We start from the raw sequence: 24041 nt of genomic DNA on the forward strand, positions 1-24041 counted from the left end.
GTTGTCTGCTCCTGATCAGGCTGCGGCGTGCGCGAGTTCGGCGGCCTTGTCGGCGGCCTCGTCCATGGTGGCCACGACGGTCACCATGGGGTGGGCGGCCTCGGCGAGGATCCGCAGGCCCTCCTCGACGTTGTTGCCGTCGAGACGGACGACCAGCGGCTTGCTGGCCTCGTCGCCGAGGATCTCCAGCGCCTGGACGATGCCGTTGGCCACCGCGTCACAGGCGGTGATGCCACCGAAGACGTTGACGAAGACGCTCTTCACGTCGGTGTCGGACAGGATGATGTCCAGCCCGTTCGCCATCACGGTCGCGCTGGCGCCGCCGCCGATGTCCAGGAAGTTGGCGGGCTTGACACCGCCGTGGGCCTCGCCGGCGTAGGCGACGACGTCCAGGGTGGACATGACCAGGCCCGCGCCGTTGCCGATGATGCCGACCTGGCCGTCGAGCTTGACGTAGTTGAGGTTCTTCTCCTTGGCGCGCGCCTCGAGCGGGTTCTGCGCCGCGGTGTCGGCGAAGGCGGCGTGCTCGGGGTGGCGGAATTCGGCGTTCTCGTCCAGCGAGACCTTGCCGTCCAGCGCCAGCACCTTGCCGTCCGGGTCCTTGACCAGGGGGTTGACCTCGACGAGGGTGGCGTCCTCGGCGACGAAGACCTCCCACAGCTGGACGAGGATGTCGATGACCTGATCGCGCACCTCGGCCGGGAACCGGCCGGCGTCGGCGATCTCGGCCGCCTTGGCGCGGTCGACCCCGGTGACGGCGTCGACGGGGACCTTGGCCAGCGCCTCGGGGCGCTCGACGGCGAGCTGCTCGATCTCCATGCCGCCGTCCTTGCTGGCCATGGCCAGGAACGTGCGGTTGGACCGGTCGAGCAGGTAGGAGACGTAGTACTCCTCGGCGATGTCGCTGGCCGTGGTGATCAGCACCTGCCGGGTGACGTGACCCTTGATGTCCAGGCCCAGGATGGCCTCGGCCTTCTCCCGAGCGTCGGCCGGGGTGGCGGCGAACTTCACGCCGCCGGCCTTGCCACGGCCGCCGATCTTGACCTGGGACTTGACCATGACGGCGGTGCCCAGCTCGGTCGCGGCCGCCTCGGCTGCCTCCGCATCCGTGACGACGACGCCCGGGTTGCCGGGTACGCCGTGCTTCGTGAACAGTTCCTTCGCCTGGTACTCGTAAAGATCCACCTGCTGGCCTCCGGGAATCCGCTGGCGGGTTCCTCCCGCTCCAGCTCGACGGGCCCACCGCTGCCCGTTCCCAGGCGCGCCGTGGACCTGAGGAATCACCCTAGCCACGTGTCCTCGGGGGATGCACACCGAGGAAGCTGCGCGTGACGAACGACTCAGCGACGCTGGTCAGGCCCGCTTTCCGCGCGGCGCGCCGACCGGCCGGCGGGCACCGTCACGCCTGGTCGACCCACCGGCCGGTGCGGTCGCCGGCTCCGGCCGCAGCGCGAGCAACGCCGCCGCGGCCAGGGCCGCGGCCGCCAGCACCGCGGTCAGGACGAGCCCCGCCCGGAGCTCGAAGCGGACCTGGTGGGCCACCGCCGGAGTGACCACGACCCGGGTGAGTGCGACGGCGGCGACGGCGACCAGCAGGGTGGCCGTGGTCAGCCGGGACCGGCTCAGGCAGGCGGCCCACAGACCGGCCGCGAGTCCCAGCGCCAGCAGCCAGGCGGCGTAGACGTCGACCCGTGACCCGGCGACGAACAGCGCCGCCGACGGCCGGTTGTTGGCCTCGAAGACCGGCACCGCGAACGCGACGGCGATCAGCGCGGTCAGGCCGGCACCGACACCGGTCCGCAGCCGGCGGGCGGCGTCGGACCGGTCGGGCGGGTCCAGGTCGGTGGCGGAGTCGCGGTCGGCGAGCCGTCCGTCCAGGACCGCGGCGACGACGGCCGCGACGAGGGCGAGCCCGGCGGCGGCCATCCCCCACCAGGTGCCGGCGGCGCGGGTGACGCCTCCGGAGGTGAAGACGGCCGAGCTGACCCAGATCGACGACGAGCTGAACTCCAGGGTGATCAGCACCGCGGCGACCGGAGGCAGCCAGCCCAGCCGCAGCGCCCGGCGGGCGGGTGCCGCGGTGGGCGGCACCAGGGCCAGGACTCCGATGAGGGCCAGCAGGACCGCCGCCGGCAGGAAGGCGGCTCCGGCGGCGTCGAAGGAGGCCGGCCGGTCACCGATCAGCGTCGTGGCCTGTGGCTCGCGGTACGCGAGCAGCGCAGCCCCCGCCGCGAGCAGCGCGAGCACCGCCACGGCCACCGGCCCGACCCGTAGTGCCGTCGTCAGCGGACCGGGCCCGGTGTCCGGGGCGGCGGCGGGCGCCGTGGGGAGTTCGGCGGTCGCACCACTGCCGCGCACCAGCAGCCCGGCCAGCGCCACCAGGACCGCACCGACCAGGCCCAGCCAGGCGGCGCCGGACGGGACCGTGTCGCCGCCGGCGAGGAGGGCGATCAGTGGTGCGACGGCCGCGGCGGCGCCCGCCCCCAGGAACACCCCGCGCGCCGACCGCGGCGACAGCGCGGGCGCGACCACCGCGACCAGACACAGGACGAGACCGCCGGCCACCGCCCCGGCGGCGCCGAACAGCCCGATGTCGGCCAGGCCGAGCGGCCGCACCAGCGGCACCGGGATGTCGTAGAGCACGCCGAACGACGCGGTGATCACCAGCGCCACGCCGAGCAGTCCCACGAACGTCGCGGGAGTCGCCCGGAAGGGCCGGGGCCGGTCGCGGACGTCCGCGGTCGCCGGGGCGGTCGGGTCGGGCGACTCGAACCCGTCGAACACCTGCCGCGCGGCCAGCGCGGCGGCCACCACGGCCAGCACGTCCGCGGCGACCGGCAGCACCGCACCCCACGACGGGCTGAGCGGGAAGGCGCTGACGGACTCCACACCCAGCAGCTCGGGACGCAGCACGGTGTCCGGGGCGAACAGCAGGCCCAAATCGGCGAGCAGCCGGCCGACCGCGATCGCGCCGGCTCCGGCGAGCACCCCGAGGGTGCCGTCGGTGCAGATCCGGGTCATGACCAGCGCGACCACCAGCGGCAGGGCGATCAGCCAGCCGGTGCCGACGGCGGGGGCCGCGGACGACCCGTCGGCGGTGCTGACCACCGGCACCAGCAGGGTCAGCAGGGACAGCACCACCGACGCCACCAGCGCCGCCATCGGCGGCAGCCACCGGGCCCGGCCGCCGGACATCGAGCGGTCAGTCATGGCGTCGACCCTAGTGGCGTGCACCGTTCCCACCGGTGCGTCGCGGAGCCGTCGGCGCAGCGCGCGACCGGCGGCCGCTAGCCTCCGCGCGTGGACAGCCCCCGTCGCCGCGCGCTCGGTGCCGCCGTCACGGTGCAGGTCAGCCGCTTCCTGGTGCTGTACGCCACCGTTCTGCTGGCGCCGCTGGTGGGGATCTCCGGATGGTTCGTGGGGCTGGCGGCCAACGTCACCTGCACGGTGTTCGCGGTCGTGCTCGTCACCCGGTACCGGCTGTGGCACCGGATCGGCTGGTCGTGGCGGCCGCGCGGGCGGCGGTCGTTGCCGTGGCTGGCGCCGTTCCTCGTCGAGGCCCTGCTGTGGACGCTGCCGGCCGGTCTCGTCGACCGGCCGCCCGGGTACGGGTGGTGGTCGCTGAGCCTGCTCCTGGTGGGGGTGAACGAGGAGCTGACGAGCCGGGGCGTCGTGCTGAGCCGGCTGGAGCGGGCGTTCCCGCCGGGCGTGGCCGTGGCGGTCACCGCCGCACTGTTCGGCCTGCAGCATCTGTCCGCCTTCGCCACCACCTCCCGCGGCGGCGTCGACATCCTCGGCAACGTGCTCGCCTCGGCCTGTTTCGGGGTGGCCCTGGGCGCCTACCAGTCGCGCTTCCGGTGGATCGTGCCGCTGATCGCGGCCCACGCCGTCCTCGACCTCACCCCGACCCTGGGGGCGTGGTCGTTCGGCGACCTCGCCGTCGCCGCCATCTCGGTCGCCTACCTCGCGGTGGGGGTGGCGATCCTGCGCGGACGGGCGCCGTCCTGACCGCACGGCCACCGCACGGGCGGCCGTTACGCTGGCGGGCGACCTGTCCCACCCACGATCGGAACCACGAGTGACCGGCCCGCTGGCGTACGCGCTGATGGTGGCCGGGCTGCTGCTGGCGGCGTGGACCGGGCTGTGGGCCCACCGGCGCAGGCCCGTGAACGCCGGGCAGATCATCGGTGCGCTGGTGCTCGAGGCAGGCCTGCTGGTGCAGTCGGTCATCGGCATCGTGCGGCTCGCCGGGGACGCGACCGTGGCCGAGCCCGTGACCTTCGTCGCCTACGCGATCGGGGTGCTGGCGCCGCTGCCGCTGGGCGTCTACCTGGCGCGCATCGAACGGACCCGCTGGGGATCGGTGTCGTTGTGCTTCACCGCGGTGGTCGTCGCCGTGATGGGTCTGCGGTTGCTGCAGTTGTGGCGGATGGGAGTGCCCGTTGTCTGAGTCGGAGTCCCGGCCGGTGTCCGGCGGACCGCCGGAGGGCGCCGAGCGGACCGGCCCCCGGCGCGCCCTGGTCGCCGTGTACGCCACCTTCGCCCTGGCGGCGACGGCCCGTGCCGCGGTCCAGCTGGGTACCCAGTTCGACCGGGCCCCGCTCGCCTACCTGCTCTCGGCCTTCTCCGGACTCGTCTACATCGCCGCCACCGTCGGGCTCGTCTCCCACCGCCCGTGGTCACGGCCCCTGGCGTGGGCCGCGTGCAGCGTCGAGCTGGCCGGGGTGCTGGTCGTCGGGGTGCTGTCGATCCTGGACGCCGAGGCGTTCCCCCGGGACACCGTCTGGTCGAAGTTCGGCAGCGGCTACGTCTTCATCCCCCTGATCCTGCCGATCGTGGGCCTGTACTACCTGCACCGCACCCGGCCGGCCGCCGCCGTACCCGCCTGACGCGGACCTCCCGCCACGGTCCCGGGACGACCCGGGATCGGTCACGGACCCGGTGACCGCGCCGGCAGGTCGAGAGGGCCGACGCCGCCGGACAGACCGGACAGCTTGTCGGGGTTGGCCACCAGCAACAGCTGCCGGATCAGCCCGTCGGCGACCACGAGCTGGAACACCCCGTACAGCGCTGCACCGGTGGTGATCCGCCACGCCGGCGCCCCGTTGACCTGGACGACCTCCAGAACGGTGTCCGGGTCGGCCTTGCCGGCGATCCCGACCATGAAACGGGCCACGTTCCACGGGCCCACCACCGGATTGCGGGCGGCCTGTCGTTTGCCGCCACCGTCGGACAGCAGCACGACCTCCGGCGCCATCAGGTCCATCAGCCCCTGCACGTCGCCGGTGTGCAGCGACTGCTGGAAACCCGTCATGACCTGCCGCACGACCTGCGGGTCGGTGTCGAAGCGGGGGCGGCGTGCCTGCACGTGTGCGCGCGCCCGGTGCGCGATCTGGCGCACCGCGGCGGGGCTCTTGTCCACCGCCGCGGCGATCTCGTCGTAGTCGTAGCCGAACACCTCGCGCAGCACGAACACCGCCCGCTCGGGCGGTGCGAGCGACTCCAGCACCACCAGCAGCGCCATCGACACCGACTCGGCGAGCACCACGTCGTCGAGCACGTCGGGCACGGTGAGCAGCGGCTCCGGCAGCCACGGGCCGATGTAGTCCTCCCGGCGGCGGGCCGTGGTCCGCATCCGGTTCAGCGCCAGCCGGGTGGTGATCCGCACGAGGTAGGCGCGGGGATGCACGATCTCGTCGGCTCCGGTCGCACCGGCGTCGGCGTGCGCGGCCGACCACCGCACCCACACCTCCTGCACGACGTCCTCGGCGTCCGCGGCGGAGCCGAGCATCTCGTAGGCGACCGTGAACAGCAGCGACCGGTGTTCGGTGAACCGGCGTTCGGCGGCGCTCATCCGGTCAGTGTCCGGGCAGTCGACAGGCCGCCGAGAATCCCTGCGCGACCAGGCCGAGGGCCGCGTTCATCCGTGACCGCTGGTTCTCCAGGGCGACGACGGCGGTCAGCTCGATCGTCGCGGCGTCACCGAGCTCGGCCCGCAGGGCGGCCACCATCGCGTCGGTGACGGCCGGCGGCGTCGCCGTCATGGCCTCGGCGAACTCGATGACGGCGCGTTCGACGGGGCTGTAGAGGGGGCTGTCCCGCCACTGCCGGACGTGCTGCAGCTTCGCCAGGTCCAGCCCGTCCTTCTCGGCCAGGAACCAGCCGAAGTCCACGCACCAGCTGCAGCCGATCTCCACGGCCGCGGTCAGCGTGGCCAGCGTCTTCAGCTGTGGATCCAGCGCCTTCCACGACGCGACCCGGCGTTCGAAGCCGAGGATGCCGAACAGCACCCGGCGGTTGCGGGCCAGGGCCCAGCCGTTGTCGGGGATGTCGCCGTACATCCGGCGGCCGATCCGGCCGGCCAGCGACCACAACCGGCCGGGCGGCGGGGTGATGGGTACCCGCGCGAGCTGCTGCCGGGCGACGTACTCGGTGGCGGCGGCGGGGTGGACGAGCGTGTCGGTCATGGCGTGCTCCTGGACGATCGGCCGGGACCGTTCCCGGCTCGACCACTCCGACACCGCCCGCCGGCCCCGTGTGACACCGACTCAGAGTTTGGTCATCGGGACGCCGCCGATGAGCATCAACCGCACCGTGCCGGCGGCGCCGAAATCGATGGTCGCCGTCGCCCGCACCCCGCTGCCGTCGGAGGCGACGACCTTGCCGAGCCCGTACTTGTCGTGCGAGACGCGGTCACCCACGGCCAGCACCAGGGCCGGCTTGTTCTGCCAGCCCTTGAACCCGGTGCTGCGCATGCCGCCGGCGGCGATCCGGGTCTGCGCCGATTCGCTGGAGGCGTTCTGGTAGCGGCCGCCTCTGTCGCCACGGTCACCGAACCGGCCGGCACTGACCGGTGCCGAGCGGGTCCAGTCGGTCTCCTGCGCCTCCACGAGCCGGCGCCAGTCCATCAGCTCCGGCGGGATGTCGTCGAGGAAGCGCGACGGCGGGTTGGCCCCGGGCTGTCCCCAGTTCGACCGCATCGCCGCGCGCGAGACGTACAGCCGCTGCTGGGAGCGGGTGATGCCGACGTAGGCGAGCCGGCGCTCCTCGGCCAGCTCCTTCTCGTCGGTCAGCGCCCGCATGTGCGGGAACAGGCCGTCCTCCCAACCGGTCAGGAAGACGACCGGGAACTCCAGCCCCTTGGCGGTGTGCAGCGTCATGAGCGTGACGACACCGGCGTCGGAGTCCGGGATCTGGTCCGCGTCGGCGACCAGCGACAGCTGCTCGAGGACGGCGGAGAGCAGCTCGATGCCCGGTGCGTACTCGTCCTCCCCCTGCTGCAGCAGCTCGGCCCGCTCCCGCAGCACGGTGACCAGCTGCTCGAGGTTCTCCACCCGGGGGGCGTCCTGCGGATCGGCGCTGTTCTCCAGCTCGGCCAGGTATCCGCTGCGCTCCAGCACCGTCGACAGCAGGTCGGCGGGCTCCATGCCGTCGGCGAGGAGCTCGCGCAGTCCGGCGATGAGCGTGTTGAACGACTCGATGGCGTTGACCGATCGCGCCACCAGGAACGGGATCTCCCGGACCCGGGTCATCGCCTCGGCGAACGGGATCCGCTCGTTGGCCGCGAACACCGCGATGGACGCCTCGGCGCGGTCACCGATGCCGCGCTTGGGCACGTTCATGATCCGGCGCAGCGACACCTCGTCGGCCGGGTTGGCCAGCGCGCGGAGGTAGGCCAGCGCGTCCTTGACCTCGCGACGCTCGTAGAAGCGCACCCCGCCGACGATCTTGTAGGGCATCCCGAGCCGCACGAAGATGTCCTCGAAGGCGCGGGACGAGGAGTTCGTCCGGTAGAAGACGGCGACGTCGCCGAAGCGGATCTCCCCCGCGTCGACCAGCCGGTCGATCTCGCCACAGACGAACGACGCCTCGTCGTACTCGTTGTCGGCGACGTAGCCGACGATGGGTTCGCCGCTGCCGGACGCCGTCCACAGGCTCTTGGCCCGGCGCCCCGGATTACGGGCGATGACCGCGTTCGCCGCCGAGAGGATGTTCTGCGTCGAGCGGTAGTTCTGCTCCAGCAGGATCGTCCGGGCGTCCGGGTAGTCCCGCTCGAACTCGACGATGTTGCGGATGGTGGCGCCACGGAAGGCGTAGATCGACTGGTCGGCGTCACCCACCACCACCAGCTCGGCGGGCGCGACGGCCTTCGGATCGTCGGGGTCGGCGGTGCCGACCAACTCCTTGACCAGCATGTACTGCGCGTGGTTGGTGTCCTGGTACTCGTCGACCAGGACGTGCCGGAAGCGACGGCGGTAGTGCTCGGCGACGGCGGGGAACGCCTGCAGCAGCGCGACGGTCTCCATGATGAGGTCGTCGAAGTCCAGCGCCGAGGCGCCCTTGAGGCGGGCCTGGTAGCGGGCGTAGACGTCGGCGACGGTGCGCTCGATGTCGTTGTCGGCGCGGTCGGCGGCGGTCGCCGGGTCGATCAGCTCGTTCTTGAGGTTGGAGATCTGCGCGGCGATGCTCTTCGGCGCGAACTTCTTCGGATCGAGCTCAAGATCGTTGGCCACCAGCGCGACCAGCCGCTGGGAGTCGGCCGAGTCGTAGATGGTGAAGCTGGACCTGTAGCCGAGCTGGGTGGCCTCGTTGCGCAGGATCCGCACGCACATCGAGTGGAAGGTGCTGACCCACATCGCCCGCGACCGCGCACCGACCAGATCGCCGACCCTCTCCCGCATCTCGGCGGCGGCCTTGTTGGTGAAGGTGATGGCGAGGATCTCGCCGGGGGTGGCACCGCCCGCGGCCAGCAGGTAGGCGATCCGGCGGGTGAGGACGCGGGTCTTGCCGGAGCCGGCGCCGGCCACGATCAGCAGCGGGGCCCCGCGGTGCTGCACGGCGTCCCGCTGGCGGTCGTTGAGGTCCTCCAGCAGCGACGCGGCGCGCGCCCGGCGGGCCATCGAGGCGTCGTCGGCGGCACGCTGCTCGGCCGTCGGGACGACGTCGACCGCGGGTGCGGCGAACAACCCGTCCTCGACCGGCACAGCGCGGGGGGACACGGAACGGGGGTACGCGGCGGACTGCTGAGTCATATCGGGAACCACGCTACCGCCGCGCACCGACAGCGACCCCCGCCGCGGGACACGGCCGGGCGCGTCGCTCAGTTGATCACCGCGGCGGTGGCCAGGAACGCGACGTAGATGCCGCCGGCGATGAGCAGCGTGCCCGAGGTGAGCCTGCGCAGCCGGCCGAGAGTGACCAGCACGACGATGGACAACAGGGTGACGGCTCCGGCGATGATCAGCGTGGTGTCGAACAGCCACGGGGTGAAACCGATGCCCAGCGCCGAGGGGATGGTCGCCTGGATCATCATCGAGCCGCTGACGTTGCCGATGGCCAGCTCGGTCTTGCCCTGCCGGACCCAGATCACCGCGTTGAGCACCTCGGGGAGCTCGGTCGCCACCGGGGCCAGCAGCAGCGCGACGACGGCCGGAGCCAGGCCGAGCGCGGGTCCGATCCGCTCCAGCTGGCCGACGAACACCTCGGACGCGACGAAGATGACGGCCAGCGTGCCGAGGGTCTGGACGGCGATCGCCCAAGTCGCGGGCCTGCCGGCGCGGGGTTGCAGCTTCAGCGGCTCGAGGTCGTCGTCGGAGTGACCGCCGTCGGCGCCGGCGCTGCGCAGCTCGCGGACGGCGTAGACCACGTACGCGGCGAGGAAGCCGATGGCCAGCCACGGCTTCCAGTTGAACGCGATCAGACCGAGGCCGAGCTTGGCCAGGAAGATGACCAGGAACCAGCGCTGGTCGGAGATGAGGTCGGTGCGGTTGGGCAGCCGCGTGGCCAGCGACTTGGTGGTGACGGCGAGGACGACGCCGATGGTGGCGTAGGCGATGGTCGACAGCGCCAACGGGCCGCCCATCGCGGCCCCGACGCCGATCTCCTTGCGCTCGGGCGAGTCGCCGAACACGACGGCGACGAAGGTGACGACACTCTCCGGCAGTGCGGTACCGATGGCGGCGAGCACGGTGCCGACCGCGACGGTGCCCACGTTGAGCCGGGCACCCAGCCACTCGACCGCGTTGACGAACCATTCGCACGCCAGGTAGATCGCCACCGCCGAGGCGAGCAGCAGCAGGACAGTGAGGAACAACGGAACTCCGAGCGGTGGGTCGAACGCCCGGATCACGTCACGGGCAGCGGAAAGCCCACCCACGCTGGCCGGCCGCATCCGACGCTAACCGCAGGATCGCCGTTTCTGAATCGATTCGGCCCCCCGAATCCGACGTGGAAGGCCCCCCGAACGACACCCCGCCCCGGTGCCGGTCCCCCTCCGCGCCTCCCACCCCGCACACGCCGAACGACACCGCCGCTCTGAACGACACCGCCCGCCCCGGACGGCTCCCTACGCCCCCACGGTCCCGATCCGGAGCACCGCCGTCCGCTCCCTCCCCAGCCGACGAGCGCGACACATCCCCCGAGCGGCCCGGACGGCCACCGAACGGTGCTGCTTCCCTCCGTCGCCGCGAGATGGCTGTTCACGTCACTCGGCAACCACCCGGTTTCGCACCGCCCCGAACGACACCGCCCGCCCCGGACGGCTCCCCCACGCCCCGCGGTCCCGATCCGGAGCACCGCCGTCCGCTCCCTCGCAAGGCGACGACCGCGGCACATCCCCGAGAGGCCCGGACGGCCACCGAACGGTGCTGCTTCTCTTTGTCGCCGCGAGGTGGCCGTCCAGGCCACTCGGGGACCACCGACTTCCGCAACCGACTACACCGCGTGCACCGCCAACCACTCCACGACCGGCCCCACCTTCCGCAACCGCGCCCCAATCTCGTCCACCGCATCCGGTGTGCACAGCCAGTCCGGCGCCCCGAGATCGGCGCCGGCCGTCATGGACCGGTACTTCAACAGCTCCGCCCGCGGATGGTCCTTCGCGAACCCCGAGGGCACCCGCGTCATCAGGTCGCCGTTCACGTCGAATCCGGCGCGCCGGACCGTGGCGACGGCCTTCTCCAGCGCCGGACCGTGACGCTCGTCGTCGACGGCGCGCCGGAACCCGGCCAACTGCTCTGGGCTCAGTTGCCACCGGCCGCCGCCCAGGAGCAGGCCGGCCGCGGAGATCTGCAGGTAGCGGTCGGTCTCGCCGAACCAGGCCCCCTGGTGGGTCTTGTAGGGCGTCTTGTCCTTGGCGAACCGCACGTCCCGGTAGGGCCGGAACAGCTTGGCCGGGCCGAACTCCGGTTCCAGCGCGGCGGTCAGCGCCAGCATCGGCGCCTTGACCGACTCGTCGTACACGGCCTTGTGGGCGGTCCAGAACGCCTTGGAGTTGTCGGCCTCGAGCTCCTCGTAGAAGTCGAGGGCGGCGAACGGAATACCGGCGGTGCTCAAGGGATCTCCCGGTCTCGGGGTGGGCGCAGGACGGTGGCCCGGCGCAGCGCGGCCGGACCCGGAGCCGCCGCCCCGTCGTGGACCGACCAGCGGTCCCAGTCGGCGGTGAACGGGAACGCTCCCGGTCCGGCGGCGGCCAGCGCCTGCCGGCCGGCGTCACGGACGCGGGCGGCGTGCTCCGCCGTCACGGTACCCACCGCTTCGCACCAGGCGAGCTCGTCCGCGTCCTTCCAGTGGGGCCGACCGTCGCCGTCCAGCACGAGGTCCAGGACCCAGTCGCGGGTGTCGAAGCCCAGGCGCGTCCGCCGCCAGGGCTCTTCGAGGTTGACGTAGCAACCAGGACGCCAGCCACCGGCGTCCCACCACCGCCACACCGACCACGGGTCGCCCCGGCGGTGCACCCGCAGCACCCCGGTGCCCGACCACGGCGACTCCCGGTGGCCGCCGTCCCAGCCGTCGGGGTACATGTTGCGGCCCTGCGGTCCGCCGCGGCGGCCGGTACGGGTGACGAGGGTGCTGCCGGCCGGCTGGTAGAGGGCCGCGTACGACGCCTCGTCGGCGATGACCACCGACGGGATGGCCGCCCCGACGTGGTCGTCGAACACCGACCGCAGGACGACGGCCGACCCGGCCGGCCAGACCGGCGGGTGTTCGGTCGCCGACGCCGGATGCGAGCCGCCTGCGGGCCCGTTGAGGTGCACCGTGGTCGCTTCCTTCCGGGTGGGCGTCAGTGTCGTGCCTCCGTGCGGGGGCCGCGACCGGCACAGCGGCGCCGGCGGCACCGGCCGGTGGACTCCTCCCGCGAAGCACCCGGACGTTCGGATCATCCCGCCGCGGAGGGCAGGTCGACCGCACCGCACCGGCCCGCCGAGGCTACGCCGCTGGACGACGCGCCTCCGGGTGTGCCATGCTCCAGCCATGTCAGCGCGCCAGTTTTACTACGGGTACCGGCCTCCGGTGCCCGTGAGCGGCTGATCCAGCTCCCACGACGCGCCCCGAGGTCCACCGGACCCGGGGCGTTTTTCGTGCCTGGACCCGGCTGGGCCCGGGGCAGAATGAGGTTCCCATGCTCAGCACCAGGGTCCGGAAGGCCGACATGACCGAAGACCGGATGCAGCTCCCCCACGTCGCCGTCCCGCAGTCCGAGGACGAGATCGCCGCGCTCCGGCTGGAGATCGACTCGATCGACGCCGAGCTCGTGCGTCTCATCAAGCAGCGCACCGCCATCTCCCACGCCATCGGCGCCGCCCGGATGAAGCTCGGCGGCCCCCGGGTGGTGCACAGCCGCGAGATGAAGATCCTGGACCGTTTCCGCGACCTGGGTCAGCCGGGCGTGGACCTCGCGTTGATGCTGCTGGACCTGGGCCGCGGCAAGCTCGGCCGGTCGCGCTCGTCCTGACCGGTCGTCAGACCAGCCGGCGGTCGGTCGCCCAGCGCGAGAGCTCGTAGCGGTTGCTCATCTGCGTCTTGCGCAACACCGACGAGACGTGGGTCTCGACGGTCTTGATCGAGATGAACAGCTGCGACGCGATCTCCTTGTAGGCGTAGCCGCGGGCCAGCAGCCGCAGCACCTCGCGCTCGCGGGGCGACAGCATGTCCAGTTCCGGGTCCACCAGCGGTGCCGCCCCGGCACGGTCGGAGAACGCGTCCAACACGAAGCCGGCCAGCCGCGGCGAGAACACCGCGTCACCGCCGGAGACCCGGACCACGGCGTCGGCGAGCTCCGTCGCCGAGATGGTCTTGGTGACGTAGCCGCGGGCCCCGGCGCGGATCACGTTGATGACGTCCTCGGCGGCATCGGACACCGACAGCGCCAGGAACACCGCCTCCGGGTAGCGCGCGTGCACCTGCTCCAGCACGGCGCGGCCACCGCCGTCGGGCATGTGCACGTCCAGCAGCACCACGTCGGGTCGCTCGGCGCTGATCCGCACGACGGCCTCGGCGACGGTGCCGGCCTCCCCCACGACGGCGATGCGGTCGTCGGCCAGTCCGGCGAGTTCGGCCTTGACCCCGGCGCGGAACAGAGCGTGGTCGTCGACGAGGAAGACGGTGACGGGAGTGCTCATCGCGGGAGGACCTGCCTGGGTTCGGGGCCGGCGCCGGACGGCGCCACGGCGTCGGACGCTACCGGCTCGGCGGGGCGAACCGGGATGGGCATCGACAGCTCGATCTCGGTGCCCTCACCACGGGTGGAGCGCACGGTGGCCCGGCCGTGGTGACGGTCCATCCGGCCCCGGATGCTCTCGGCCAGCCCGCGTCGGTCGGACCCGACCTGGTCAGGGTCGAAGCCGACGCCGCGGTCGCGGACGAAGACGGTGACCGCGTCGTCCTCGACCTCGGCGTAGAGGCTGATGTCGGGGTTGCCGGCGTGCTTGGCCGCGTTGACCATCGCCTCGCGGGTGGCGGCGACCAGCGCGTGCATGTCGGAGCCGACGCCGCCCATCGCGGTGTCGCCGACGACGACCGGCGTGACCTTGACGGCGTAGGTGTCCTCGACCTCGCCGGCGGCCGTCGCCAGCGCCGCGGCGACGGTGGCGTCGGACTCGGTCACCGCGGCGGCGCTGGACGTCGCGTAGCCGGCCGGGCCGTAGAGCCAGGCACGCAGCTCACGCTCCTGCGACCGGGAGAGACGCAACACCTCCCGCGGGTCGGCGGCCTGCCGCTGGATCAGCGCCAGGGTCTGCAGCACCGAGTCGTGCAGGTGCGCGGCGATCTCGGCGCGTTCCTGCTGGACGACGACCTCGCGGCGCTCCGCCCCGAGGTCACGTACCAGCCGGATCCACCACGGGATCGCGATGATGGCGACCCCGACGAGGGTCAGGACCACCGCGACGAGCGCGCCGCCGGTCGCGCCGACGTCGAACTGACCGAGCGCGAAGACGGCGAGGCCGCCGACGACCAGGGTGATGCCACCGACGAGTCGCCAGAGTCCGCTGCGGGTCTCCCCCACCACGCCCGCGGCCGAGCGGCGCCACCGCTGGCGCTGCGCGTCGTCGGCCTCCCGCCAGATGAACGCGGCGCCGACCGACGCCAGACCCAGCGGGCCGACGATCCAGCCGACGCTCTGGCCCAGCCCCAACGCGGTGCCCAGGACGGCCAGGGCCGCCCCGACCGCGGCGATGCCGATGGCCTGCCGGCGTTCGGTGGCGCTCGGACGGTGCGGCTCGGCGCCCCGGCTCTGCGGCACGAAGATCCACAGCAGCGCGTAGGCGAGAACGCCGACGCCGGACAGCAGTGCGAGCATCGCGAACGTCAGCCGCACCCACAGCACCTTGACCCGCAGGTGATCGGCGATGCCGACCGCGACGCCGCCGATGATGCGTCCCCCGGCGGGACGCACGAGCTTCGCGATGGGGTCGCCGTGACGGTCGGTGCCGACGACCCGGAACGGGTTCTCCACCGGCACGGCCGGCGACGCCGCGACGGTGCCCGGCGTCAGCAGGTCGTCGACAGCGTCCCGGACGGACCGAGCCGGGGGCGCCGGGTGGGTGGCCATGGCGGTGGCCGTGCCCGGGGACGCGGACGGGGCGGTGGTGTGCGGGGCGTGCGTGCCGGGCGTGACCGCGACCCCGCCGGCGGGCGGCGTCCACGGAGCGCCGGACGGCGCCGCGGGCGACGGACCCCACGGGCCCGGACCGGCCGGGGCCCACGGACCGGGAGCGGCCGGTGCGGTGGACGGCCACGGACCGGGGGCCGTCGACGGCGCAGCCGGGTGCGACCCACCCGCTGCCGCCGGGGAGGGCGGCGCAGCCGGGTGCGACCCACCCGCTGCCGCCGGGGAGACCGGAGCAGCCGGGTGCGCCGGCCGGGCAGGCTCGCGCCGAGGATCGCTCACCCTGCCATGGTGGCAGCCCACGGGGCCCCGGGGCATCGGGGAGCACCCTGGTCCGGGAAATCAGGGTGGTCCCCGATGGTGCCAGGACAGCTCCGACGACGAGGCTCGTCCCATGACAGAGACCGGGTTCCCACCCCACACCGAGCACCGCGACTGGTGGTCGCGGCGCCCCCGTCGCTCCCGCTCCGACTCCAAGGTCGCCGGTGTCGCGGGCGGACTGGCCCACTACCTGGGCGTCGACCCCATCCTGTTCCGGGTCGGCTTCGTGGCGCTGACCATCCTCGGCGGCGTCGGCATCCTCGCCTACACGCTCCTCTGGCTGCTGCTGCCGGCGGAGGGCGACGAGGTCTCGGCCGGTGAAGCGCTGCTCGGCCGCGGCCGGTCGTCGGTGTCGCCGATCGTCGCCGCCGTCCTCGCGATCGCGGTCGTGATCAGCGTCTTCGCCACCTTCAACTGGGGCTTTCCGTTCTGGCCGGCGTTGATCATCGGGGCCGTCGCCTTCCACGTGGCCCGCAAGCAGCGCCGCGGACCGTTCCGTCCGGGCAGCGAGTGGGAGCGGCGGATCCGGGCCACCGCCGACGACGTCGCCGCCAACCGCTGGTCGAACGCCGCCACGGCCGGCCCCTCGTGGGGCGACCCCGGCACGGCCGGCGGCTCCCACGGCTGGGGCAACTGGGGCAACTGGGGCGGTGGTTGCGGCGGTTCCGGCCGTCGGCCCGCCGCCACATCGCCGGAGGCCGGCGACAGCCCCTTCGATACGCCCGCTTTCTGGGACGCGTCCCCCGGGGACGCTCCGACGACCACGCAGCCCCGGGTCGACCTCCGCAAGGAGGCACCCGGTCCGGACCCACGGTCCACGGCCGCCGGCGCGCCCGAGGTCCGGGACACCCCGCCCGCCTGGGATCCGCTGGGTGCCGCCCCGTTCGCCTGGGACCTCCCGGAGATCGACCTGGCACCGCCGTCCGACGTCGCGACCCGCACCCGCACCGCGTCGCCGGTGATCGCCCGGGTGACCGGCGGTCTCGCGCTGCTCGTCGTCGCCGTGCAGGTGCTCGGCATCCTGGCCGGCCTGTGGTCGCCGGCCTGGGCGATGGTGGCCGCGAGCGCGCTGACCGTCGTCGCCCTGGGTGTGCTGGCCCAGGCCCTCCGCGGTCGCACGCTCACCCTCATCGGGCAGGGCGTGTTCCTGTCCTTCGTCACGCTGGCGCTGACCGTCGCGGGTTTCACCGGCACCCCGACCTTCGGCGACCGCAACTGGGCACCGACGTCGGTCGCCGACGTGCAGAGCACCTACGAGCTGAGTGCGGGCAACGCCACCCTCGATCTCACCGGGATGGCCCTGCCGGCGGGCGACAGCCTGGTCACCGCCGTCGACGTCGGCGCCGGCGACGTCCGGGTGTTCCTGCCGGACGACGTCGACTACGCCGTGACGTGCTCGAGCAACGCCGGCCGGATCGACTGCCTCGGCCGGGTCGCCGACGGCCTGCACAACGAAGTCGGCCCGATGGTGGCGGACCTGCCGGGCAGGACCGCCAAGGTCACGCTCGACGTGCACGTCGGTGCCGGCAACGTCACGGTGGAGGTGGCCCGATGAGCGGCCCCACTCCTCGCGGCCGGGTGAGCATCACCGGCATCGTGATGGCCCTGGTGTTCCTCGCCGTCGCCACGGTCGGCTTCACCGGTAACCCGTTCTGGCTGCTCGACGAGGGCACCAAGTGGGTGGTGGCCGGCCTGCTGGCCCTCGTCGGACTGGGCCTGGTGGCCAGCACGGTGCCCGGGATCCGGCGCCGCAGCAAGAACTGACCACGACGTGACGAAGGCCCGGCGACCACATGGTCGCCGGGCCTTCGTCGTGCGTCAGGTCATTCCCACTCGATGGTGCCCGGTGGCTTGCTCGTCACGTCGAGCACCACCCGGTTCACCTCCGGCACCTCACCGGTGATCCGGTTGGAGATACGGGCCAGCAGGTCGTACGGCAGCCGCGACCAGTCGGCGGTCATGGCGTCCTCACTGGACACCGGGCGCAGCACGATCGGGTGGCCGTAGGTCCGGCCGTCGCCCTGTACCCCGACGGAACGCACGTCGGCGAGCAGCACCACGGGGCACTGCCAGATCTCGGTGTCCAGCCCGGCGGCGGTCAGCTCGGCCCGGACGATGCTGTCGGCGGCCCGCAGGATCTCCAGCCGTTCGTGGGTCACCTCACCGATGATGCGGATACCCAGCCCGGGCCCGGGGAACGGCTGCCGGCCGACGATCTCCGGCGGGAGTCCGAGCTCACGGCCGAGCAACCGCACCTCGTCCTTGAACAGCTTGCGCAGCGGCTCGACCAGCGCGAACTTCAGGTCCTCGGGAAGCCCGCCGACGTTGTGATGGCTCTTGATCGTCGCCGTACCGGTGCCGCCGCCGGACTCGACGACGTCCGGGTAGAGGGTGCCCTGGACGAGGAAGTCGACACCGCCCTCGGCCTCGGCGATCGACGCGGCCGCGTCCTCGAACGAGCGGATGAACTCGCGGCCGATGATCTTGCGCTTGGTCTCGGGTTCGGTGACCCCGGCCAACGCGTCGAGGAACTGCTGCTCGGCGTCGACGGTGACCAGCTTGATGCCGGTGGCGGCGACGTAGTCCCGCTGCACCTGCTCCCGCTCCCCCGCCCGCAGGAGTCCGTGGTCGACGAACACGCAGGTCAGCTGGTCGCCGACGGCGGCGTGCACGATCGCCGCGGCGACCGCGGAGTCGACCCCGCCGGACAGCCCGCAGATGACCTTCCTGGTGCCGATCTGCTCCCTGATCAGCGCGATCTGCTCGGCCAGGATCGAGTCGGCGGTCCACGATCCGTCGAGGCCGGCGACGTCGTGCAGGAAGCGGCGCAGGACCTCCTGACCGTGCTCGGAGTGCCCCACCTCGGGGTGGTACTGCACGCCGGCGAGGCGCCGCTCGAGGTTCTCGAAGCCGGCGATCGGGGTGTCGGTGGTGCTGGCCGTGACGGCGAATCCCGGGGGCGCCTCGGCGACCGAGTCACCGTGGCTCATCCAGACGTTGAGTGAAGTCGGCAGATCGTGGAACAGCGCCGACGTGGAGTCGGTGACGTCCAGCGCGGTGCCACCGTACTCACGGCGGCCGGTGCGGTCGACGCGGCCGCCGAGAGCGGTGGCCATCGCCTGGAAGCCGTAGCAGATGCCGAAGACGGGGACGTCGGCGTCGAACAGGCCGGCGTCGACCTGCGGTGCGTCGTCCGCGTACACCGACGACGGTCCGCCGGACAGCACGATGGCGGCCGGGTTCTTCGCCAGCATGTCGGCCGTGGACATCGTGCTGGGCACGATCTCGGAGTAGATGTTGGCCTCCCGCACCCGGCGGGCGATCAGCTGCGCGTACTGCGCGCCGAAGTCCACGACCAGCACCGGGTGCTCGCCGACGGCGGCCGCGGCCGCCGTCGGCGGTTCCGCCGCGGGTTCGACGACGAGCGCCGGATCGTCGGTCCCGACCGGGTCGATGACCGGGTCGGTGGTGCTGTCGGCCACGGGGGTGCCGCCTTCCTGGGTCCGCAGTGGTGGTCCGGACGGGTCGGCGGGCGCGGGCCTGTTCGGTGTCCACCGGAGCGGTTGGAGTCTATCGAGCCCGGTCGGTGCGTCCGGCCGCCTACCGTGGGGACGGTGACCGTGCTCATCGACCCGCCGCGCTGGCCGGCCCACGGCCGGCTGTGGGCGCATCTGGTCAGTGACGTCAGCTACGCGGAGCTGCACGCGTTCGCCGAACGCTTCGAGATCCCCTCCCGCGGCTTCGACCACGACCACTACGACGTGCCCGACCAGCGCTACGACGAGCTGGTCGCCGGCGGCGCCGTCCCGGTCGATTCCCGCGAGCTGCTGCGGCGTATCACCGCGGCCGGGCTCCGGCAGCCGCGCCGCGACCGCCGGCCGGTGAACTGACATCCGGTTCGCAGGTGGCGGGGCGATGATGGGGCGATGACCGCCGAAGTCGACCGGCCCGCGCCGGTCCGCCGTACCCCCGCCCACCACTGGTCGCTGCGCTGGGACGGCGGCGCCGCCGAGCACGTCGCGGACCTGCACGCGCTGCGGGTGCTCATCGACGAACGCCGGTCGCGACCCGGTGCCGCCCGCGGCGTGGCCTGGGCCAACCTGGAGCGCGGACAGGGGGCGGAGCTGGCGTCACTGGCCGACGAGCTGCACCTGGACGACGAGGCGCTGGAGGACCTGACCGGGCCGATGGAGCGGGCCAAGCTCGACGTCGGGCGTGACGTCGCCGTCGTGGTGACCCGGGGGTGGACGTTCGACCCGGCGACCTGCCGGCTGACCACCTATCCGGTGTCGGCCGTGGTCAGCGACGGCGTGCTGATCACGATCGCCGACCCGGACCCGTTCGTCACCGGCTTCGACCGCCGGGTCAGCGGCTGCACCGGGGTGGTGACCGCCGGGCACCTGCTGTACGAGATGCTCGATCTCATCGTGGACGGGTACGCCGCGATCTACGAGCAGGTCGCCGACGCGGTCGACGAGCTGTCCGAGCGGGTCTTCGAGGACAAGCCGCTGACCCGCGACGAGCAGATCCGCTCCTTCCACCTGCGCCGGTCGCTGACCCTGATGCGCAAGGTCGGCGTGCCGATGCGGGACGTGACGACGGCGCTGGCCAAGGCGGCCCGCACGGACGGCGCCGACGGCGGGGTCGAGGACGGCGCGGACTGGCTGACCGGTCAGCTGCCGACCAGCACAGCCCGCCGCTTCGACGACGTCGCCGACCACGTCGCGCACGTCGCCGAGGGCGTCGACGGTCTGCGCGAGGTGATGAGCACCCTCATCGAGACCAACCTCTCGCTGGCCGACGTCCGGCTCAACACGGTGATGAAGAAGCTCGCCAGCTGGGCGGCCCTAATCGCCGTCCCCACCCTGATCACCGGCTTCATGGGGATGAACGTGCCCTACCCCGGGTACGACACCGAGGCCGGATTCCTGGGTGCGCTCGTGGTGATGGTCGTCGCCGTCGGCACCCTCATCGTGTTGTTCAAACGCCGCGACTGGCTCTGAGCACTTTCCTCCCCGAGTCGGGTAGCTTTCTGCCCGCCCAGCGGGAACTTGTCTACCCGATCTCGAGGGCGGCGATGGTGGCCGCGATCTCGGAGACCACCGCGACCAGGTTCGTGCGGATTTCGTGGGGTGTGTACCGCAGGACCGTCCAACCGGCCCGTACCAGAGTGTTCTGGCGTGCCCGGTCAGCCCGGAACACGGCGGGCGCCGTGTGCGCCGCGACGCCGTCGACTTCCACGACGAGACGGAGTCCGACGACGGCGAAGTCCAGCCAGAACGACCGCCCGGCGACAGTCACCCGTACCCCCGCACGGACCTGGGTCAGCCCCGCCTGCCGCAGACCCGCGGCCAACTCGCGTTCCGGCGGCGACACCGTCCCGTCATAAGCGTCGTGCAATGCCTCCCTGGCAGCGATGACCCCGGTGGCACCGCCCAACCTGCTGAGGGCGTCCGTCATCTCCGGGACGCTGACGAAGCGCTGCAGAGCACGGTCGAACACATCGGGGCCGCGCTCCACGCGGACGCTCTCGAGCGCCGTCAGCGCACGGGTCGTCACCCGCTTGCCCCGGACATCGCACACGTCCGCCGGGTCGAGGTCGCGCCGTCGAACGGCCGCCCCGGGATGATGGAACGCGGACGACGCGCGGGGAACGGTCAGCGAGACGGGACTGGACGGCGGTTCACGGAGGTCGTGCCACCAGGCCGCCCACCGACCGGAGATGACCGCCGTCGGTCCGAGCCACAGCAGTGCCGCTTCCAGGCGCACCGACGGCGATGGCGCCGTCGCGACGTGCCGGTACACCCCGGGAACTGCGACACCCACTCGCCACTGGTCACCGAGCGGCCGATCCGTGAGGCGCTCGATCCTGCGGCCAATGCCTGCCGTCGGGTGATGAGACCGCCCTGGGCGGCCAGCAGAGTCAGAACATCCACCGTCGCAGACTGACCGCTTGCGGTGACAGCCGTCGACCGCTGTCCACAGTGACGCGGTTGTGTGGACACGTTCCCGCTGAGCGGGCAGAAAGCTACCCGATTCGGGAAGGAAAGTGCTCAGCCCTGGACGCTGAGCTCCACCTTCTGGAACTCCTTGAGGTCGGAGTAGCCGGTCTTGGCCATCGCGCGGCGGAGTGCGCCGAAGATGTTGGTGTCGCCGAGGGTGGTCGACGCGGGGCCCAGTAGCAGGGTCTCCAGCGGGACGTCGGCGCCGCCGCAGTAGGACACGTGCCCGCGGGGCAGCTGCGGGTGCGAGGCGGCGGACACCCAGTAGAAGCCCTGACCGGGCACCTCCTCGGCGGCGGTCAGCTGCTCGCCGAGCATCACCGCGTCGGCCCCGCAGGCGATGGCCTTGACCACGTCGGCCGAGGTCTGCAGATCGCCGTCGGCGATGACGTGCACGTAGCGGCCGCCGGTCTCGTCGAGGTAGGACCGGCGGGCGGCCGCGGCGTCGGCGATGGCGGTGGCCATCGGCACGTCGATGCCGAGCACCTCGTTGGTGGTGGTCGTGGAGCCCGCGCCGTAACCGACGATCACGCCGGCGGCTCCGGTGCGCATCAGGTGGGTGGCCGACTGGTAGTTGCTGCAGCCACCGACGATGACGGGCACGTCCTGGTCGGCGATGAAGCTCTTCAGGTTGAGCGGCTCGCCGCCCTTCTCCACGTGCTCGGCGGACACGATGGTGCCCTGGATGACCAGCATGTCGATGCCGGCGGCGACGACGACCGGCGTCAGCGACGCGGCGTTCTGCGGCGACACCCGCACCGCGACGGTGTTGCCGGCGGCCTTGAGGTCGACGATGACCTGCTTCAGCAGGTCGGGATCGACCGGTGCGGCGTACAGCTCCTGCAGCAGGTCGACGGACCCGGCGAGCAGGCCCTCGGCCTCGTCGTCGGACGACTTCTCCAGGATCCGGGCGAGTGCCGCCTCCGGGTCGGCGTAGCGCGCCCAGAGTCCCTCGGCGTTGAGCACCCCGAGCCCGCCGAGGCGGCCGACCTCGTTGATCACCCGCGGCGAGGAGATCGCGTCCGACGGGTGCGTCAGCATCGGCAGCGCGAAGCGGTAGGCGTCGATCTGCCAGGAGGTGCTGACCTTGCTGGAGCTGCGGGTCCGCCGGGACGGCACGATCGACACGTCGCCGAGTCCGTAGCTCTTGCGGGCCGTGCGGCCCATCCCGATCTCGACGCTGTCCACCACGCGGGTCATCTCCTCAGATCGGCGGGCACCGCCACCCGCTCAGCGGCCGAAGTAGTTCGGCGCCTCGGAGGTGATGGTGATGTCGTGCGGGTGTGATTCTTTCAGGCCCGCGGAGGTGATCCGGACCAGCTTGGCGTCACGCAGCTGCTCGATGGTCGCCGATCCGGTGTAGCCCATCGCGGCGCGGAGTCCGCCGACGAGCTGGTGCGCGACGTCGGCGAGCCGGCCCCGGTAGGGCACCCGGCCCTCGATGCCCTCGGGGACCAGCTTGTCCTCGCTGAGCACGTCCTCCTGCGAGTAGCGGTCCTTGGAGTAGGACTTCGCGTCGCCGCGCGACTGCATCGCGCCCAGCGAGCCCATGCCGCGGTAGGACTTGTACTGCTTGCCGTTGACGAAGATCAACTCGCCCGGGGACTCCTGCACACCCGCCAGCAGCGACCCCAGCATCACCGAGTGCGCGCCCACCGCAATGGCTTTGGCGATGTCACCGGAGAACTGCAGCCCGCCGTCGCCGATCACCGGAATGCCCGCCGGACGGCACGCCTTGGCCGCCTCGTGGATGGCGGTGACCTGCGGGACACCGATCCCGGACACGATGCGGGTGGTGCAGATGGAGCCGGGTCCGACGCCGACCTTGACCGCGTCGGCACCCGCGTCGACCAGCGCCTGCGCGCCGGCCCGGGTGGCCACGTTGCCGCCGACGATGTCGATCTTGTGACCGACCTCCTTCTGCAGCTGCGCCACCATCTCCAGGACGCGGTTCGAGTGGCCGTGCGCGGTGTCGACCATGACGACGTCGATACCGGCATCGACCAGGTGCATCGCCCGCTTGTAGCCGTCGTCACCGACGCCGACGGCCGCGGCGACCAGCAGCCGGCCGTCGCGGTCCTTGGTGGCCATCGGGTACTGCTCGGTCTTGACGAAGTCCTTGACGGTGATGAGCCCACGGAGCCGGCCGTCGGCGTCGACCAGCGGCAGCTTCTCGATCTTGTGCTTGCGCAGCAGTCCGAGGGCGGCGTCGGCGGTGACCCCGACGGCCGCGGTGACCAGCGGCATCGGCGTCATCACCTCGCGGACCGGCCGGGAACGGTCCATCTCGAAGCGCATGTCGCGGTTGGTGATGATGCCCAGCAGCCGGCCGGTGCCGTCAGTGACCGGGACGCCGGAGATGCGGAACTTCGCGCACAGCGCGTCCGCCTCGAACAGCGTCGCATCCGGACGGCAGGTCACCGGGTCGGTGACCATCCCGGCCTCGGAGCGCTTGACGATCTCGACCTGGGCGGCCTGGTCCTCGGCGGAGAGGTTGCGATGCAGCACCCCGATACCGCCCTGGCGGGCCATCGCGATGGCCATCCGGGCCTCGGTGACGGTGTCCATGGCGCTGGACACCAGCGGGATCTTCAGCTGGACGTTGCGCGTCAGTTGGGTGGTCGTGTCGGCCTCGCTCGGCACCAGGTCCGAGGCGTCGGGCAGCAACAACACGTCGTCGTAGGTCAGCCCGATCAGGGCGAACTTGTCGGCGTAGTCGGCCCCGTGGGTGGTGGGGTCGGTTTCGGTGTCCATGGGTTCAGGTGTGCCTTTCACTCGCTACCCGCAACGGGGTCGACCGGGCGAAGAAGCATCGCGGCGGTGAGCTCCAT

Annotated in this window: 22 protein-coding genes; 8 read left to right on the forward strand and 14 right to left on the reverse strand. The window is 72.4% G+C overall.

Annotated elements, in window-relative coordinates; genetic code table 11:
- Positions 1–15: 15 nt before the first annotated feature.
- A complete protein-coding gene (gene sucC / locus DB033_RS09495) occupies positions 16–1185 on the reverse strand; it encodes an ADP-forming succinate--CoA ligase subunit beta (protein WP_111766459.1) in 1170 nt (389 codons plus the stop codon).
- A 168-nt stretch (positions 1186–1353) separates the two neighbouring features.
- Positions 1354–3210, reverse strand: a complete 1857-nt coding sequence (locus DB033_RS09500) for a hypothetical protein (RefSeq protein WP_157970604.1) — start codon at positions 3208–3210, stop codon at positions 1354–1356.
- A 90-nt stretch (positions 3211–3300) separates the two neighbouring features.
- Between DB033_RS09500 and DB033_RS09505 the strand changes: the two genes are divergently transcribed.
- The 3 genes from DB033_RS09505 to DB033_RS09515 all read left to right on the forward strand — a co-directional run bounded on the left by DB033_RS09505 (position 3301) and on the right by DB033_RS09515 (position 4889).
- Positions 3301–4008, forward strand: a complete 708-nt coding sequence (locus DB033_RS09505; protein ID WP_111766461.1) for a CPBP family intramembrane glutamic endopeptidase — start codon at positions 3301–3303, stop codon at positions 4006–4008.
- Between the two features lie 70 nt (positions 4009–4078).
- Positions 4079–4450 carry a hypothetical protein gene (locus tag DB033_RS09510; protein ID WP_111766462.1) on the forward strand — a complete coding sequence of 124 codons (372 nt, stop codon included), beginning with the start codon at positions 4079–4081 and terminating at the stop codon, positions 4448–4450.
- Positions 4443–4889: a hypothetical protein gene (locus tag DB033_RS09515; protein ID WP_240615813.1), complete on the forward strand. Its 447-nt coding sequence runs from the start codon at positions 4443–4445 to the stop codon at positions 4887–4889. Before DB033_RS09510 ends, DB033_RS09515 begins: the two co-directional genes overlap by 8 nt.
- Positions 4890–4930: 41 nt before the next feature.
- Here the strand turns inward: DB033_RS09515 and DB033_RS09520 are convergent, their stop codons facing one another.
- The 6 genes from DB033_RS09520 to DB033_RS09545 form a co-directional block, all read right to left on the reverse strand.
- A complete protein-coding gene (locus tag DB033_RS09520) occupies positions 4931–5854 on the reverse strand; it encodes an RNA polymerase sigma-70 factor (RefSeq protein WP_111766464.1) in 924 nt (307 codons plus the stop codon).
- A 4-nt stretch (positions 5855–5858) separates the two neighbouring features.
- Positions 5859–6467 carry a carboxymuconolactone decarboxylase family protein gene (locus DB033_RS09525; protein WP_111766465.1) on the reverse strand — a complete coding sequence of 203 codons (609 nt, stop codon included), beginning with the start codon at positions 6465–6467 and terminating at the stop codon, positions 5859–5861.
- Between the two features lie 81 nt (positions 6468–6548).
- The gene (gene pcrA / locus DB033_RS09530) at positions 6549–8900 is read right to left on the reverse strand and encodes a DNA helicase PcrA (protein ID WP_420814056.1); all 2352 of its coding nucleotides are present in this window, start codon (positions 8898–8900) and stop codon (positions 6549–6551) included.
- A 200-nt stretch (positions 8901–9100) separates the two neighbouring features.
- Positions 9101–10093 (reverse strand): sodium:calcium antiporter, encoded by a 993-nt coding sequence (locus DB033_RS09535; RefSeq protein WP_205843743.1) that lies wholly within the window; start codon positions 10091–10093, stop codon positions 9101–9103.
- A gap of 620 nt (positions 10094–10713) precedes the next feature.
- Positions 10714–11334 carry a DUF2461 domain-containing protein gene (locus tag DB033_RS09540; protein WP_111766468.1) on the reverse strand — a complete coding sequence of 207 codons (621 nt, stop codon included), beginning with the start codon at positions 11332–11334 and terminating at the stop codon, positions 10714–10716.
- Positions 11331–12035, reverse strand: coding sequence for a ribonuclease FAU-1 family protein (locus DB033_RS09545; protein ID WP_157970605.1), 705 nt, complete (start codon positions 12033–12035; stop codon positions 11331–11333). Before DB033_RS09545 ends, DB033_RS09540 begins: the two co-directional genes overlap by 4 nt.
- 395 nt (positions 12036–12430) lie before the next feature.
- Between DB033_RS09545 and DB033_RS09550 the strand changes: the two genes are divergently transcribed.
- Entirely contained in the window at positions 12431–12733 is a 303-nt protein-coding gene (locus DB033_RS09550) for a chorismate mutase (protein WP_111767380.1), read from the forward strand.
- A 7-nt stretch (positions 12734–12740) separates the two neighbouring features.
- Here the strand turns inward: DB033_RS09550 and DB033_RS09555 are convergent, their stop codons facing one another.
- The gene (locus DB033_RS09555) at positions 12741–13400 is read right to left on the reverse strand and encodes a response regulator (protein ID WP_111766470.1); all 660 of its coding nucleotides are present in this window, start codon (positions 13398–13400) and stop codon (positions 12741–12743) included.
- Positions 13397–14830, reverse strand: a complete 1434-nt coding sequence (locus DB033_RS09560) for an ATP-binding protein (protein WP_111766471.1) — start codon at positions 14828–14830, stop codon at positions 13397–13399. Before DB033_RS09560 ends, DB033_RS09555 begins: the two co-directional genes overlap by 4 nt.
- A 451-nt stretch (positions 14831–15281) precedes the next feature.
- On the opposite strand from DB033_RS09560, the gene DB033_RS09565 reads away from it, so the two are divergent.
- On the forward strand, positions 15282–16763 hold the full coding sequence (locus DB033_RS09565) for a PspC domain-containing protein (RefSeq protein WP_111766472.1): 1482 nt from the start codon (positions 15282–15284) through the stop codon (positions 16761–16763).
- Entirely contained in the window at positions 16760–16972 is a 213-nt protein-coding gene (locus DB033_RS09570; RefSeq protein ID WP_157970607.1) for a hypothetical protein, read from the forward strand. Before DB033_RS09565 ends, DB033_RS09570 begins: the two co-directional genes overlap by 4 nt.
- Before the next feature lie 59 nt (positions 16973–17031).
- Here DB033_RS09570 and guaA read toward each other — a convergent pair whose 3' ends face one another.
- Positions 17032–18570, reverse strand: a complete 1539-nt coding sequence (gene guaA / locus DB033_RS09575; protein ID WP_240615883.1) for a glutamine-hydrolyzing GMP synthase — start codon at positions 18568–18570, stop codon at positions 17032–17034.
- Between the two features lie 252 nt (positions 18571–18822).
- On the opposite strand from guaA, the gene DB033_RS09580 reads away from it, so the two are divergent.
- Entirely contained in the window at positions 18823–19098 is a 276-nt protein-coding gene (locus tag DB033_RS09580) for a DUF4031 domain-containing protein (RefSeq protein WP_111767382.1), read from the forward strand.
- A 36-nt stretch (positions 19099–19134) separates the two neighbouring features.
- Positions 19135–20211 carry a magnesium transporter CorA family protein gene (locus DB033_RS09585; protein WP_111766474.1) on the forward strand — a complete coding sequence of 359 codons (1077 nt, stop codon included), beginning with the start codon at positions 19135–19137 and terminating at the stop codon, positions 20209–20211.
- A 52-nt stretch (positions 20212–20263) separates the two neighbouring features.
- Here the strand turns inward: DB033_RS09585 and DB033_RS09590 are convergent, their stop codons facing one another.
- From DB033_RS09590 to guaB, 3 genes are all read right to left on the reverse strand, one after another.
- A complete protein-coding gene (locus DB033_RS09590; RefSeq protein WP_111766475.1) occupies positions 20264–20977 on the reverse strand; it encodes a DUF559 domain-containing protein in 714 nt (237 codons plus the stop codon).
- A 284-nt stretch (positions 20978–21261) separates the two neighbouring features.
- Complete coding sequence (locus DB033_RS09595) at positions 21262–22401, reverse strand: GuaB3 family IMP dehydrogenase-related protein (protein WP_111767383.1); 1140 nt, start codon at positions 22399–22401, stop codon at positions 21262–21264.
- 39 nt (positions 22402–22440) lie between these two features.
- The gene (gene guaB / locus DB033_RS09600; protein ID WP_111766476.1) at positions 22441–23964 is read right to left on the reverse strand and encodes an IMP dehydrogenase; all 1524 of its coding nucleotides are present in this window, start codon (positions 23962–23964) and stop codon (positions 22441–22443) included.
- Between the last annotated feature and the right edge of the window lie 77 nt (positions 23965–24041).

Origin of the sequence: Nakamurella deserti (assembly GCF_003260015.1) — a bacterium.
Taxonomy (GTDB): domain Bacteria; phylum Actinomycetota; class Actinomycetes; order Mycobacteriales; family Nakamurellaceae; genus Nakamurella; species Nakamurella deserti.

Excerpts from the sequence above, each read along its gene's own strand:
- DB033_RS09525 (WP_111766465.1), bottom strand. The coding sequence starts at position 6,467 with ATGACCGACACGCTCGTCCACCCCGCCGCCGCCACCGAGTACGTCGCC.
- DB033_RS09565 (WP_111766472.1), top strand. The coding sequence starts at position 15,282 with ATGACAGAGACCGGGTTCCCACCCCACACCGAGCACCGCGACTGGTGG.
- pcrA (WP_420814056.1), bottom strand. The coding sequence starts at position 8,900 with ATGGCCCGCCGGGCGCGCGCCGCGTCGCTGCTGGAGGACCTCAACGAC.
- DB033_RS09500 (WP_157970604.1), bottom strand. The coding sequence starts at position 3,210 with ATGACTGACCGCTCGATGTCCGGCGGCCGGGCCCGGTGGCTGCCGCCG.
- DB033_RS09520 (WP_111766464.1), bottom strand. The coding sequence starts at position 5,854 with ATGAGCGCCGCCGAACGCCGGTTCACCGAACACCGGTCGCTGCTGTTC.
- DB033_RS09555 (WP_111766470.1), bottom strand. The coding sequence starts at position 13,400 with ATGAGCACTCCCGTCACCGTCTTCCTCGTCGACGACCACGCTCTGTTC.
- DB033_RS09585 (WP_111766474.1), top strand. The coding sequence starts at position 19,135 with ATGACCGCCGAAGTCGACCGGCCCGCGCCGGTCCGCCGTACCCCCGCC.
- DB033_RS09550 (WP_111767380.1), top strand. The coding sequence starts at position 12,431 with ATGACCGAAGACCGGATGCAGCTCCCCCACGTCGCCGTCCCGCAGTCC.
- DB033_RS09570 (WP_157970607.1), top strand. The coding sequence starts at position 16,760 with ATGAGCGGCCCCACTCCTCGCGGCCGGGTGAGCATCACCGGCATCGTG.
- guaB (WP_111766476.1), bottom strand. The coding sequence starts at position 23,964 with ATGGACACCGAAACCGACCCCACCACCCACGGGGCCGACTACGCCGAC.
- DB033_RS09560 (WP_111766471.1), bottom strand. The coding sequence starts at position 14,830 with ATGGCCACCCACCCGGCGCCCCCGGCTCGGTCCGTCCGGGACGCTGTC.